The organism is Bradyrhizobium sp. URHC0002 (genome assembly GCF_054059515.1).
This window is the reverse complement of record NZ_JBSSCF010000001.1, coordinates 7,987,737-8,000,460: the sequence shown is the minus strand read 5'-3', so window position 1 is coordinate 8,000,460 and position 12,724 is coordinate 7,987,737. Positions and strand designations below refer to the sequence as shown.

Below are 12,724 nucleotides of genomic sequence, written 5' to 3'. Positions count from 1 at the left end.
ATGCGAAAGCCTCAGAAGGCAACTGCGCCGCTGGATGTCGTGTCAGGGACTGAGGTCAATCTGGAACTTCGATGCGAGCGGAGCAGTTCTCTGTCCGGGGATGTTCCCAAGTGAGGCTATCGGCGTTGACTGCTCAAGAAATTTCCGGGCTGGCTCAGCGGGGCTATCTGACGAACTGGTCGAACTGGCGAGCAGCGATCGTTCTCGGCTTGATCAGCAGTAGTTACTCGACGGTGATCAGCCAGCTCGCCGCCGCGCAGGTCGGACGTGACGCTGCCGTCGACTGGATGTCCGTCGCGGCCATCCCTGGCAGAGACGCGATGCTGCAGACAGAGCCAACCTGGATCTCGATCGCGGTCGGGATCGGCTTCCACCAGTGGGCCGATTTTTCCTGGGCGCTGGTGTTCTTCGGCTTGCTCGGCCGCTGGACGGCTGGCTTTTCTCCGCGCGCCCTAGCAGTGATCGCGGTTCCATGGGCTGCGCTGACGTCGGCCCTCGAATGGTTGCTTCTGGTGCCGGTCTTTCCGTTTGCTCAGCCCATCTTCACGTTGCAGCAGCCTTACTGGATCGGGTTTCTGGTGCACACGTCGTCGGCCATCATCTATCCGTTTTTCCCCTGGATTCGGGGGACCCAGTCGAAAGCGGCAACAGGGAACAGTATCTTTCTCAGACGGTGGGCCGTCGGCGTCCTGCTTGCGATCGCAGTTCCCGGAGGCGCGGCCTTGGCAAGATCGGCAGGATACGAACTCCCCTGGTTCGGAACAGATGTTGCCTCCGACAAGAACTATATGAGGCACATGCGGACGCATCACGAACAGGGAGTCGAGATAGCCGGGATCGCGGTGCAACGTGCCCAGGACCCGCATTTGCGGGCGTTAGCCCGCTTGATGGTCGCAAGCCAGGCCGGTGAGAACAGGGTTCTGCAATCCTGGTGGCAGGGCTGGTTCGACGAACCGATGGCGCTGTGTTCAGCGGCGGAGCGCGCTGAGATGCCCGGCCTTCTGAGCCCCGAGCAAATCGGCAGGCTGAAGATAGCTGAAACTCATTCCTTCGACGCAGTATTTGTTGAGCTCATGACGTTCCATCACGCAGGTGCCGTGGCGATGGCTGACAAAGAACTGCGGGGAAGCGGCGATCTCCGTTTGCGGCTGATGGCGCATTCGATTCGCCATGAGCAGCAGGGTGAGATCGCCCTGATGAATGGCGTTGCTGGCTTTGCTGCCGTAGCCCAAGCGGTGCAAAACATGCTCTAGGATGGCGCAAACCATGAACGGAGAGAAAAGTAGATCAACTTGACCGCCTCGAAGCCAACCGCTTGCCCGGCATTCTGCTAACAAGGAATCTAATGTCGCAATCTGGATCGCAGCACGTTGATACGCTGATAATCGGTGGAGGGCCGGCCGGATTGACCTGTGCCATCTACCTGGCGCGCTATCGCCGAAACGTGATCGTCGTCGACAGCATGGAGAGCCGGGCGGCCCTGATTCCAGAAACGCATAACTATCCGGGTTTCGCCGATGGAATTGCCGGCCCGCAGCTGCTCGATGCGCTTACGACGCAGGCCGGGAATTACGGCGTGCCGATCGTTCGCGACAGGATAGCAACGTTACAGGTTCGGGATACCGCATTCGTCGCAACTCACTCTCAAATTGTCCTGAGCGCTGAAAAAGTCGTGCTTGCGAGCGGACTGATCGACCGTAGTGGTCCCGTTGCCGGGCTGGAAGAGGCGGTAGGGGAGAGGCTCGTTCGATACTGCCCGATTTGCGACGGCTTTGAAGCGTCCGATCTTCGCATCGCAGTCCTGGGCAAAGCTGACGACGCGGTCAAGAAGGCATTATTTTTACGAACGTACTCGCGAAACGTCACGCTGCTGGAACTGAACGGCAGTGGTCCTTGGAAACCGCACGCTGATGAATTGTCGAAGGCGGGTATACGCCTTCCGACCTCGCCACTGCAGGACTTGCGCCGTCAGGGTCGGCAGATAATAGCGGGCATGAGCGACGGGACGAGTGAAGTCTTCGACGTCATCTATCCAGTTTTGGGCTGTGATGTGCGTTCCGATTTGGGTAAGACGCTGGGCGCGCGCCACAACGAAACGGGATGCCTGGAAGTCGATGCGCATCAACAGACGAGCGTAGCCGGATTGTACGCCATCGGCGATGTTGTATCAGATCTGCACCAGATCGCGGTCGCGACCGGCCATGCTGCGGTTGCGGCGACGCACATTCATAATTCGCTGCCGCGGAATCTCCGGTGAGGCTATAGCCGTTGAGAGTCTTGACGTAACCTGTGAGCGTCTCCAACTCGGGCTCCCGGCTGGCTGCGTCCACTCATCGGGCGCGATCTATGGATGGAACCCACATGCTCCGTCCGGAACCGAAATCGAGGAACACTGCCATAGCAACTCCGCAAGGATATTCAGGTGGGGGTACTCGCAAAGTGAAAGCGCCCTTGCAGGTTCGGCTAATGATAAAATAGGAACGCTGCGGGCTTGCGTTCATTAGCGGCGAGAACCTGAAGGCAATCAGCTGGAGAAATAGCATGGCTGGACAATTCGCGATCGTGACCGGGGCGTCGACAGGCATTGGCCTTGAGCTTGCGCGCCTGTGTGCCCGTGAAGGGTTTGACCTGTTGATTGCTGCGGACGAGCCTGAGATCCACGACGCGGCACAGAGGCTGCGCGAGGAGCAAGGCGCAGGTGCCGTCGAAGCCGTGCAGGCCGATCTGGCCACCATAGAGGGTGTCGATCAACTTTACGCAGCAGCCAAGGGCCGGCCGGTCAGCGTGCTGATGGCCAATGCAGGGCGTGGGCTAGGGCATGCGTTCCTGGACCAGGAATGGCCGCGGGTCCGGAAAGTCATCGACACCAACGTGACCGGCACGACCTATCTGCTCCACAAAATCGGCCGTGATATGCGTCGGGCCGATCAGGGCCGCATCCTGATCACGGGCTCGATTGCCGGATTCACGCCCGGAAGCTTCCAGGCCGTCTACAACGCCACCAAGTCCTACCTGAATTCGCTCTCCTTTGCGCTCCGCGAGGAATTGCGCGAAACGAAGGTAAGTGTCACGTGCCTGATGCCGGGCGCCACCGAGACCGAATTCTTCGCGCGCGCCGATATGCTCGATACCAAGGTGGGATCGGAAGAAAAGGATGACGCCGCCATGGTCGCCAAAACAGGATTCGAGGCGTTGATGAAAGGTGAGGGCGACGTTGTCAGCGGGTGGAAGAACAAAATACAATCTTCTGTCGCCAATGTGACGCCCGCCGAGTCGTTGGCCAAGCAACACCGCAAGATGGCGGAGCCCGGCACGGCCAAATCCTGACGCGCAGATGTAGCACCGGGGATCGACTGCGGTCGCGCGAGGCTATCGCGGCAATGGATCTGCTCGGCGCCGTTCATTTCGGTTACCAGCAAGTCCGGCAGATGAAGTCGTGCCGGTCCGGGCAGGACACGCGGGGCCCGTGCATCGGTCTTTCCGGACGGATCTTCTTCGGCCGCCTCTCTATTTATTGGATGCTGCTTCTCACCCGGCAGCGGACCGGGTCTGGATCGCCAAAGCCGGTGTCCTTCAGCTTGTAGTCTTTCAAAAACGAGCGGCGCCTCTTTTTAGGAACGGCCAACTCGCGCGCACGTTGCGCGCAATGACCGCGTTGCGGCCTGCGAATAAATATCTCACGCCATTCCACAAAAGGAGACACCATGTTCTTGCGTCAACGAAAACTTCAGTATCACGCCAAGCCGGACAAGCCCGATGCGATCTTTGCAAAAATGCTTCAGGAGCCGCTTGGCGGCCAGTGGGGTGAGATCAGCGTCATGATGACCTATCTCTTTCAGGGCTGGTCCTGCCGCGGTCCCCAGAAATATCGTGATATGATGCTCGATATCGCGACCGAGGAGATTGGGCACGTCGAAATGCTGGCGACCATGATCGCGCGGCTGCTCGAGAGCTCGCCGGTGGAGGCGCAGGAAGAGATGGCGAAGAATTCCCTGGTCGGCGCCATGATGGGTGGTGCGCGCATCGAAGACGCCATCGTGGCTGGTATGAACCCGCAGCATCTTATCGTCGCGGGCTCCGGTCCCCGGATGGCAGACAGTATCGGCAACCCTTGGAATGCCGGCTACACGATCGCGAGTGGTAATCTGCTGGCTGATTTCCGCTTCAATGTGACCGCCGAAAGCCAGGGGCGGCTGCAGGTGTGCCGGCTTTATAACATGACCGAGGACAAGGGCGTGCGCGACATGCTGTCGTTCCTCATCGCGCGCGATACCATGCATCAGAACCAATGGCTGGCGGCGATCAAGGAGTTGGAAGAGGAGGGGCTGGACCGCACGCCGGTCCCGGCGAACTTCCCGCAGGAACTGGAGAAGCAGGAGGTCGCCTATCAGTTCCTCGACGCATCCGAGGGCTCGGAGAGCCAGCAGGGGCGCTGGGCGCGGGGGCCATCTGTGGACGGCAAGGGCCAGTTCACCTACGCCAGGATCGAGGCACTCACGGACGACGAAGGCCTCTTGGGCCAGGTTGATCCGAGGACCTATGGAACGCCGGCGTCTCCGCTTCCCGCATAAGCGGCTGAGTAGAATAAACACCAGGGTCCGACCGGACGATCGCCGTTGGAAGCTGCTACAATTCTTCCAACGGCGATACAGCGCGCATCACAGCACGTAGCGCCCGTGCTTTGGAACGGCGACCTCATCAAAGCGCTCGGCCAGTTCCGCCAGTGCCGACCTCATCTCGGGCCCTTGCATGGCCTGGCCATGTCCCGTCACGACAACGTCCGGTGCCAGTGCGGCCAAATTCAGCACGGATTGCTTGGCGCTCGGCCAATCCGGAGTGAAATACATCGGCGGGCCGTGCATTTCGGGAGCTTGCGTTGCCGCTGAATAAATCGACTCCTGTTTCGTGGTAACGAAGGCGTCGCCCGCAATCAACAGCCCGTCGGCGCTGCGCCAGAGCGAAACGTGTCCGGGAGAGTGGCCGGGCGTATGAACCCAGCGCCAGCCCGGCATGTCCGGCACGGAATGATCGGCGGCTAAGGCCCGTAACTGCGGGCCTACATCGACGGGGTGCGTCGGATACAGCGGGGAGAGCAGAGCCATGACGCCGCCGCCGACGGTTGGGTCGGCCGGCGGATAGGAAGCCGTTCCATTGAGATATGGATGCTCCAGCCCGTGGGCATAGACGGGTACGTCCCATTCGGCCGCCAGTGTCTCAAGCGCGCCGACATGGTCAAAATGGCCGTGGGTGAGAATAATCGCCGATGGACGAGCACCCTGTCCAAATCGTGCCTGGGCTGCGGAGCGTATCGCGGATGCCGATCCCGCAATACCGGCATCGATCAGTACCCATCGCCGGTCTCCCGCGTCAGGCCGTCCAAAGAAGATGACGTTGACGATTGCGATCTGGCGGTAAGCCACATCAACGGCTATCTGACGGGTTTTATCGTCGCGCCGCTCGTCGGCTTCGGGATGCTCGGCGCTGGCGCTTTGGGAAATCGGAATTTGCTTCATTGCGCTTCTCGACTGTGGGACGCACCGGCAGGAACGGCAGCCCGCTTGGTGGCTCCTCCAACATTCGCATAATCGAGTGGTTCCTAAATCAGGATCCGGTACTGCACCTGGACAAGAATAGGAACGACGAATTTTTGCTCGGGTTAAGCCGACGACGTTCACTAACGGCAAGCGAGAAACTTCAATGAATGAAATGGAGCAGGCTCGAAAGGCAGAGGGGAGCCGCAGACCGTTTACAGCAACAGTGGTGCTGGCCATCGTCGCTTGTGCCGCGGTGTTTGTCTGGCGCTTTCTCTTCTGAAAATGGACCTGCCGACCCCGCAACTGGCGCACAGATACCGTCCGGGGCGGCTTCTGCCCTTCAGAAGCTCGCGCCCGGACGTCGTCACCGGTAGGCGCAGCTCCTCTCGAGCTAAGTGCGTCGCCCGCCTTTGGCTTCGTCCCAGGGACGCAGCAATTCCGGCGTCTTCATGTCGTCCGGGACCTTGAAATCCCGAGCGGCTCCTCTCGCGGCGCGCAGGCCCTGCGGAAAGCCGCTGCGGCCGGCGTAATCTCTTCTGGCAGTCTTGCGACTGCCTTTCTCGGAATTCAGTCCGTTGGCACAGGCCAGATCGACCAAGGTCACGGCCGCGAGAGTGGCGAGCGTAACGGCGCTTCGGCTCCTGCTCTGGTTATCCTGCTGAACGCCGGCTGCGACGGTCGCAACATCGGCAAGATCACCGGCCACTCGGGCCCATATCCACGGTTCCGGATCGTGGCTGTTCAAGATGGCAACACCGGTGGCGATTTCGCGCGCGCCGTAGCCCCGCACGACCGGCTCAAGACCTCGGACGCCGGCCGCCCTGCAGATCGCTCCCGGCGCAACCAGTTCGGCCACGCCGAGTGCAATGGAGAAATAGCCAAGGCCTCTGGCGACTTTGTCATGGGATGATTGAGAGCGCCCGGAAAGGGCGGTTCTCCGAACCACGTCATGCATGGAGTCCTCCATTCGTTCCCGGCTTCAACACGACCTTGATGCAGCCGTCCTGCTTGTCACGAAACGTCTTGTACATCTCCGGGCCGCTTTCCAGCGGCTCGGTGTGAGTGATCACAAAGGACGGATCGATCTGGTTTTCGAGCACCCGGTTAAGCAGGTCATCGGTCCAGCGATTCACATGCGTCTGCCCGGTTCGGATCGTCAGGCCCTTGTTCATGACGGCGCCAAGAGGAATTTTGTCCAGCAGGCCGCCATAAACACCAGGTATCGAGAGAACGCCCGCGGGACGGCACACATACATCATCTCGCGAAGTACGTGCGGACGATCGGTCTCCAGCATCATGGCCTGCTTGGCGCGGTCGTACATCGAGTCGACCGAGCCGGTGGCATGAGCCTCAAGGCCAACAGCGTCAATGCACTTCTCCGGACCCTTGCCTCCCGTCAGCTCGTTCAGTCTCTCTACGACGCTTTCCTCTTCGAAGTTGATCGTAATGGCGCCGCCGGCTTTGGCCATCGACAGGCGCTCTGGAAGGCGGTCGATCGCGATGACCTGCCTGGCGCCGAGCAGCACGGCGCTTCTTATCGTCATTTGGCCGACCGGTCCGCAGCCCCAGATCGCCACAGTGTCTGTCGGCTGGATGTCGCACTGAACCGCCGCCTGCCAGCCAGTCGGAAAAATGTCAGACAGAAACAATAGCTTCTCGTCGGGGATGCCGTCGGGCACCTTGATATGCGTGGTGTCCGCAAAGGGGACACGCAGATATTCCGCCTGGCCGCCGGGATACCCGCCGGTCAGATGAGTATAGCCAAACAATCCCGCGGTGGTGTGGCCGAACGCCTTGTCCGCGAGACCCTTGTTGCGGTTTGTCGTTTCGCACACGGAAAAGTTTCCGCGCTTGCACTGGTCGCATTCGCCGCAAATGATGGTGAAGGGTATGACGACCCGATCCCCCACCTTGAGCGATTTCCTTGCCGCCGGTCCGACCTCGACGACTTCGCCCATCGTCTCATGGCCCATGACATCGCCGGATTTCATGCCCGGCATGAAATGATCGTAGAGATGCAGGTCCGAGCCGCAGATGGCGCAGCTCGTAACCTTGATGATCGCGTCGCGCTCGTGCTCGATCCGGGGATCAGGTACGCTATCGCAGCGGATGTCCGTGGTGCCGTGCCAAACGAGTGCCTTCATCCTGACCTCCGCTGCTTCAATTATAGTGGCGTTTCGTCCTTTCAACATCGGTCGAATGCGGTCGTTCCAGATATTCTTGTTGCGAAATATCCACCCGCGCTGTGTCACGGAGGTTATGTGACCAAGGCGGGCGGCCCCGCGGATTATCCGGTTTTCGGCGTCAGGCAGCCTCTGCCTGCTCTTGCTCGGCTTCGAGGTTGATCACCGAGGTCGCCAGCTTGGTCAGCGTCTTGTCTGTTGCTTCCTCCTCGTCCAGCGTTTCCTGCAGCAGACTTGCGGCGTCGGACATGCCGAGCTGTTCGGCCCAGGTACGAAGGGTCCCGTACCGAGAAATTTCGTAGTGCTCGACCGCCTGGGCGGCGGCGAGGAGGCCGGCGTCGAGGGCGGGCATCCCGCGAAACTCCTTCATGATTTCCGCACCCTCATCAGTGATGCCGTTGATCGCCTCGCAGGGCTTTCCACGGGGCGGCTTGCCGATGATACGGAAGACGCGGTCGAGGCGTTTGACCTGTCCCTGGGTCTCCCGAAGGTGTTTATTGAAGGCCGCAGCCAACTCTTTGGACTGCGCAGCCTTCGCCATCTTGGGAAGTGTCTTGATTATCTTATTTTCGGCGAAGTAGATGTCCTTGAGCGTCTCATGGAAGAGGTCGCTCAGCTTCTTTTGCGGCCGGCTCGTGCGACGCACCGCCGATTTTCGCTTCTTCGCTCGTTTAGCCATAACTTCTCCTGTAAACCGTTTTGGAAATGCCTGCCCCTGTGATCAATGTTGCGTGAGGTCGAACGTTCCAATTGGGGCTGACGTTGCTCGTCGACTGAAACGGATGCCGGCAGCCAATTTCGGACCACGTCAGTCGGTTGCATCATCAGCACACCGTGGGCATGACCGAGGCGGGTCAAAATCGAGCAACAGTCTCACCGCCACTGCAGCTTTGGTGCAATTACCCCCACCAACACCGCTCAGGAACCAACAACAAAGTTGCCGGTTGGCGGCCCACAGCCGATGCGGACGTACCATCGGCAATTGACCGCCGCCGCCCGGGCCTCTCCCACCTGGGAAGCGGCGTTTCCGACAACATGGCTTGATTGAGCGATGTGTGGATCAGCGCCCGTGGCCGGGTTTATTTTAGCGTGTACAGGAACGCGGTGATGTCCCGCGAATCCTGCGGCGTGACGCCCATCCGCGGCATGGCATTGCCAGGCAAGGCTCGTTGCGGATCCTGGATCCATAGGGCCATGTTTTCCGGCGAATTGCTGAAGAAGCCGGCGATGTAGGTCCGTGTGCCCACATGCACCAGTGGAGGTCCGACGTTTCCGGTTGCGTCGACGACACCCGGGATCAGGTGGCAACCGCCGCAGCCATATTGCTTGACCAAATCCATGCCGCGCTTGGGATCTCCGGAAATGCCGACCTGGCTCTTTTCTGATTTTGCATCACAGCCGGCCAGGAAGAGGCAGGTGAGCGCGACGGCGCATGCCGACCACGCCGCTGCGTTCATGCGAGTCACGCGGGCGTTGGTCAGCCGGAGCCGGCTGCGCGACATCCGCACCCAAAACTCGAATACCTCGCTGCGCATGCCGTCCACATCCCTCTGATCCGTCGTGTCTCCTGCACGTCGCCTAGGGTTTCTGACCGGAGCTGAATTTCCTGGTGCCGGACCATGGGTCCGATGTCGTGACTTGCTGGGACGGAAGCTGCTCCACATCCGGTGACAGCGGCGACTGCGCAAAGGTGCGCCCCCATTGCCGGTTCGGCTCGTTGCTCAGCTTGCCGATATAGGTGACGAGATCCCAGATGACGGCGTCCGGCAGGACGGCGCCCCATGCCGGCATTCCATTCGGACGTCCTTGATGGATCGAAAGATAGATGTTTTCAGGCTCGGAACCATAGACGAAGATGTTGTTGCTGAGCGACGGCCCCATGCCGCCACCGCCATTGTCTGCATGACATCCATTGCAGTTGAAGTTGATGAAGTACTGCATGCCGCGGTTGGTCGCCTGAGGATCGCCTTGGGCCGGATTTTTGATCGCAGGGCGGCTCGGCGATGCGCCTGGGGCGAGATGGCTTACCGGCACCTGCATGAACACGCCGGCCTGGACATTGCCTACGGTCTCGCCGAAATCGGGACGGACCGCGACGCCGGGCTGCTGGGCCTGCTGCGATTGAGGCAGGCTTTGCTGGCCGGGTGCAGGAGCAAAAGGCAGACTGACGGCACAAACCAGAATTGCCAGATTGCCCGCGATGGATCGTGCACTCATCGACGCTCTCCTCCCCTGGCGGACCGCGGGTTCTCCGCAAGGGGAACGCCATAGTCTGCCAGTAAAGCGGCGATCTCGCTGTCACTCTGTGCAATGAAATCATTCAATCGATCCCGCAGCGCGTGATCGCCTTTGCGCACCCCCATCGCTATTTCGAACTGAAACTGCTGGGGTGCAAACCGCTCGCCCGCCGCAATGGGGGTCACTGTCAGCGGGACGGTGGATGTTTTGGCCACATAACCTGCCAACGGTCCCCAAGCCGCCGCGACGTCGATCTCGCCATGCTCGACCGCCTCGATCAGCCGAGCCGGCGGGTCGGGTTCGCGATAATCGCCGTAGATCATGAAGCCGCGAACATTGTCGATGATTCCCTGCTGACCAAGGGCATGTGCCGGCGGAGTGTTGTTGCCGTCATCGCCGATCAGATGCACGCCAATGGCCAGACCGCGCAGCTGCGGGTCATCGATTGCGTTGAGTCGAAGATGGCGCGCGGTCTGACTGACGAAGACGTAAGTCGACCGATAGTAGGGCCGGGTGGTTTCCACGAGGTCATATTGCGCGGGAACGCCCATCACCAAATCGCAATCGCCCGCCTTCAGCGTATGCCGAATGAAGCCGCGGCGCTGCGCCCACCAGGTATAAACGACAAATTTGCCGAGCTTCTGCGCCACCATCTCGGCGAGCCTGTTCTCAAAGCCTTCGCCTGCGCGATTCGAGAATGGCAGATTGTTGGGATCGGCACAGACCCGCAGATCGTCCGGCTCGCCCGCCATCGAGGCGTACGGCTGCAGGGCGGCCATCGCGACTAAAATCGCCGCGCTAACGGGGCTGCGCATTGCTGTCGTCCTTCGCCGCGGGACCGAGCTTGAACACCAGGAGCTCGCTGCCTCCTGCTGTATAGAACGGAAGATCCTGCGTGGCGCCGGTGAAGCCTAACGCCCCCATTGCGCACGCGCTGGTCGACTTCCGCATTCGCGACCACGCCGGGCCATCCGCCGACGCCTGACAGGATGGCGACGTATTGCTGGCCGTCGGAGCCGCGGTATGTAACGGGCTGGCCGATGAAACCGGAGCCGGCGCGGAACTGCCACAACACATTGCCGTTCCTGGCGTCGACGGCTTTGAATAGACGATCCATCGTGCCGTAAAACGTCACATCCCCTGCGGTGACAAGCGTGCCTGTCCACACCGGAAGCTTCTCGTGGATTTCCCACACCTTCTTCTTGGCAACAGGATCCCACGCCATGAACTCGCCGCGATAGCCTCCCGGTCCGGCGTACATGTCGACCGAAGCGCCGATGAACGGCGTTCCCGCGATATATCCGACCTCGCTCGACTTGAAGTCCATGCAGAGGTGTTGGTGCGGCACGTATAGTAGTTTCGTCCGCGGCGACCAGGCAGACGGTTGCCAATCCTTGGCGCCGGGGGAGGCCGGACAGATGTCATTGATGGTCCGGCCAAGGATCGGCGTCTTATCACCGTTCGGAATGATCCGGCCGGTCTTGAGGTCGACGCCCTTATATGAATTCACGTGATCATAGGCGTCGGCCGAGATGACCTCGCCGGTGGCACGGTCCATCACGTACATGTAGCCGTTACGACCGGGGTGGATCAGAACCTTGCGTGTGGCGCCGCTGATTTCGAGATCGACAAGGACATTTTCATTGATCTCGTCGTGATCGAACAGATCATGCGGGTTGATCTGGTAGGCCCATTTGGCCCGGCCCGTATCGGGATCACGCGCAAAAATCGCCGCGGTCCAGAGATTATCGCCGCTGCGCTGGTTGGCATTCCACGGACTTGGATTGGCGGTGCCGTAGTAGATCAGGTTCAACTCGGAATCATAGGAGATCCAGCCCCACACCGTGCCGCCGCCGACCTGCCAGCGGTCAGCCGGCCAGCTTGTGACACCCTGGTCCTTGCCCTTGAGGCTGTCGTAGAACGGCTTGAAATCGTCGCCGATCAAGACATCGCTGTCAGGGCCGGTCGAATACGCTCGCCATTTGATTGCGCCGGTATCCTCGTCGAGCGCGGTGAGCCAGCCGCGAACACCGAGTTCGCCGCCGCTGTTGCCGACCAGCACCTTTCCCTTTACGACCACCGGCGCCATCGTGATGGTCTCACCGCGATTGATCTCGCCAAGCTTGGTGTGCCAAAGCTCCTTGCCGGTTTTCGCCTCGATTGCGACCGTGTGATTATCCAGCGTGTTCAGGAAAACCTTGCCATTGTTGAAGGCCAATCCACGATTGACGACGTCGCAACATGCCACGCCCTTGGCAGCGGGCTCCGGACGCGGCGCATAGGACCACTTTAGTTCGCCTGTCGTGGCATCGAGCGCAAATACCCGGTTCGGATAGGGACCATCATAGGGACCGACGACAAACATGGTGCCATCAACGATGATCGGCGCCGCCTCCTGTCCGCGATCGGCGCCGATGGAAAAGGTCCAGGCGATCTGAAGTCGAGATACGTTCAAGGTGTTGATCTGATCCAACTCGCTGTAGCGGGTATTGGCATAGTCGCGCGCAGCCATCGGCCACTGGCCGGGGTCCTTCATCCGCGCAGCCAATTCGCTCGGCGGCTCCTGGGCGCAAGCTGGACCTACCAGCCATGTTGTTCCAGCCAGTGCTATGAAGCTTGCCGCCAGCGCTGCACCGCGCATATTGGTGAAGATCATCAGCGGCACTCCGCACTGTCTCTAGGTTCGACGGACGCTCTGTCCGGACGGAACCTACAATCCTTTGCGACAATGTTCGTTCCTGACGCCCGCGCTTAAGCCGTGGCTCCCGG

Annotated in this window: 11 protein-coding genes and 1 pseudogene; 4 read left to right on the top strand and 8 right to left on the bottom strand. The window is 60.4% G+C overall.

Annotated elements, in window-relative coordinates:
• The first annotated feature begins 125 nt into the window (after positions 1-125).
• The 4 genes from ACVWVY_RS38525 to ACVWVY_RS38510 all read left to right on the top strand — a co-directional run bounded on the left by ACVWVY_RS38525 (position 126) and on the right by ACVWVY_RS38510 (position 4,571).
• On the top strand, positions 126-1,253 hold the full coding sequence (locus ACVWVY_RS38525) for a DUF305 domain-containing protein (protein ID WP_456631292.1): 1,128 nt from the start codon (positions 126-128) through the stop codon (positions 1,251-1,253).
• A gap of 62 nt (positions 1,254-1,315) precedes the next feature.
• Entirely contained in the window at positions 1,316-2,257 is a 942-nt protein-coding gene (locus ACVWVY_RS38520) for an NAD(P)/FAD-dependent oxidoreductase (RefSeq protein ID WP_456631291.1), read from the top strand.
• A 284-nt stretch (positions 2,258-2,541) separates the two neighbouring features.
• Positions 2,542-3,327, top strand: a complete 786-nt coding sequence (locus ACVWVY_RS38515; RefSeq protein WP_456631290.1) for an SDR family NAD(P)-dependent oxidoreductase — start codon at positions 2,542-2,544, stop codon at positions 3,325-3,327.
• Positions 3,328-3,704: 377 nt separating this feature from the next.
• Entirely contained in the window at positions 3,705-4,571 is an 867-nt protein-coding gene (locus tag ACVWVY_RS38510) for a manganese catalase family protein (RefSeq protein WP_456631289.1), read from the top strand.
• 87 nt (positions 4,572-4,658) lie between these two features.
• Here ACVWVY_RS38510 and ACVWVY_RS38505 read toward each other — a convergent pair whose 3' ends face one another.
• The 8 genes and pseudogenes from ACVWVY_RS38505 to ACVWVY_RS38470 form a co-directional block, all read right to left on the bottom strand.
• A complete protein-coding gene (locus ACVWVY_RS38505) occupies positions 4,659-5,513 on the bottom strand; it encodes an MBL fold metallo-hydrolase (RefSeq protein ID WP_456631288.1) in 855 nt (284 codons plus the stop codon).
• A gap of 412 nt (positions 5,514-5,925) precedes the next feature.
• Positions 5,926-6,489: a cyclase dehydrase gene (locus ACVWVY_RS38500; RefSeq protein ID WP_456631287.1), complete on the bottom strand. Its 564-nt coding sequence runs from the start codon at positions 6,487-6,489 to the stop codon at positions 5,926-5,928.
• Entirely contained in the window at positions 6,482-7,678 is a 1,197-nt protein-coding gene (locus tag ACVWVY_RS38495) for a zinc-dependent alcohol dehydrogenase (protein WP_456631286.1), read from the bottom strand. The genes ACVWVY_RS38500 and ACVWVY_RS38495 overlap by 8 nt, the downstream gene beginning before the upstream one ends.
• 160 nt (positions 7,679-7,838) lie before the next feature.
• Positions 7,839-8,396 carry a YciE/YciF ferroxidase family protein gene (locus ACVWVY_RS38490; protein ID WP_456631285.1) on the bottom strand — a complete coding sequence of 186 codons (558 nt, stop codon included), beginning with the start codon at positions 8,394-8,396 and terminating at the stop codon, positions 7,839-7,841.
• 400 nt (positions 8,397-8,796) lie between these two features.
• The gene (locus ACVWVY_RS38485) at positions 8,797-9,252 is read right to left on the bottom strand and encodes a c-type cytochrome (protein WP_456632416.1); all 456 of its coding nucleotides are present in this window, start codon (positions 9,250-9,252) and stop codon (positions 8,797-8,799) included.
• A gap of 43 nt (positions 9,253-9,295) precedes the next feature.
• Positions 9,296-9,934 (bottom strand): c-type cytochrome, encoded by a 639-nt coding sequence (locus ACVWVY_RS38480; RefSeq protein WP_456631284.1) that lies wholly within the window; start codon positions 9,932-9,934, stop codon positions 9,296-9,298.
• Positions 9,931-10,734 (bottom strand): substrate-binding domain-containing protein, encoded by an 804-nt coding sequence (locus tag ACVWVY_RS38475; RefSeq protein ID WP_456631283.1) that lies wholly within the window; start codon positions 10,732-10,734, stop codon positions 9,931-9,933. The genes ACVWVY_RS38480 and ACVWVY_RS38475 overlap by 4 nt, the downstream gene beginning before the upstream one ends.
• Before the next feature lie 19 nt (positions 10,735-10,753).
• Positions 10,754-12,596, bottom strand: a pseudogene (locus ACVWVY_RS38470) (PQQ-dependent dehydrogenase, methanol/ethanol family).
• Between the last annotated feature and the right edge of the window lie 128 nt (positions 12,597-12,724).

What these genes read in the sequence shown, in the direction of transcription:
- ACVWVY_RS38505 (WP_456631288.1), bottom strand. Translation starts at nt 5,513, where the DNA reads ATGAAGCAAATTCCGATTTCCCAAAGCGCCAGCGCCGAGCATCCCGAA.
- ACVWVY_RS38515 (WP_456631290.1), top strand. Translation starts at nt 2,542, where the DNA reads ATGGCTGGACAATTCGCGATCGTGACCGGGGCGTCGACAGGCATTGGC.
- ACVWVY_RS38510 (WP_456631289.1), top strand. Translation starts at nt 3,705, where the DNA reads ATGTTCTTGCGTCAACGAAAACTTCAGTATCACGCCAAGCCGGACAAG.
- ACVWVY_RS38485 (WP_456632416.1), bottom strand. Translation starts at nt 9,252, where the DNA reads ATGCGCAGCGAGGTATTCGAGTTTTGGGTGCGGATGTCGCGCAGCCGG.
- ACVWVY_RS38495 (WP_456631286.1), bottom strand. Translation starts at nt 7,678, where the DNA reads ATGAAGGCACTCGTTTGGCACGGCACCACGGACATCCGCTGCGATAGC.
- ACVWVY_RS38490 (WP_456631285.1), bottom strand. Translation starts at nt 8,396, where the DNA reads ATGGCTAAACGAGCGAAGAAGCGAAAATCGGCGGTGCGTCGCACGAGC.
- ACVWVY_RS38475 (WP_456631283.1), bottom strand. Translation starts at nt 10,734, where the DNA reads ATGGCCGCCCTGCAGCCGTACGCCTCGATGGCGGGCGAGCCGGACGAT.
- ACVWVY_RS38500 (WP_456631287.1), bottom strand. Translation starts at nt 6,489, where the DNA reads ATGCATGACGTGGTTCGGAGAACCGCCCTTTCCGGGCGCTCTCAATCA.
- ACVWVY_RS38480 (WP_456631284.1), bottom strand. Translation starts at nt 9,934, where the DNA reads ATGAGTGCACGATCCATCGCGGGCAATCTGGCAATTCTGGTTTGTGCC.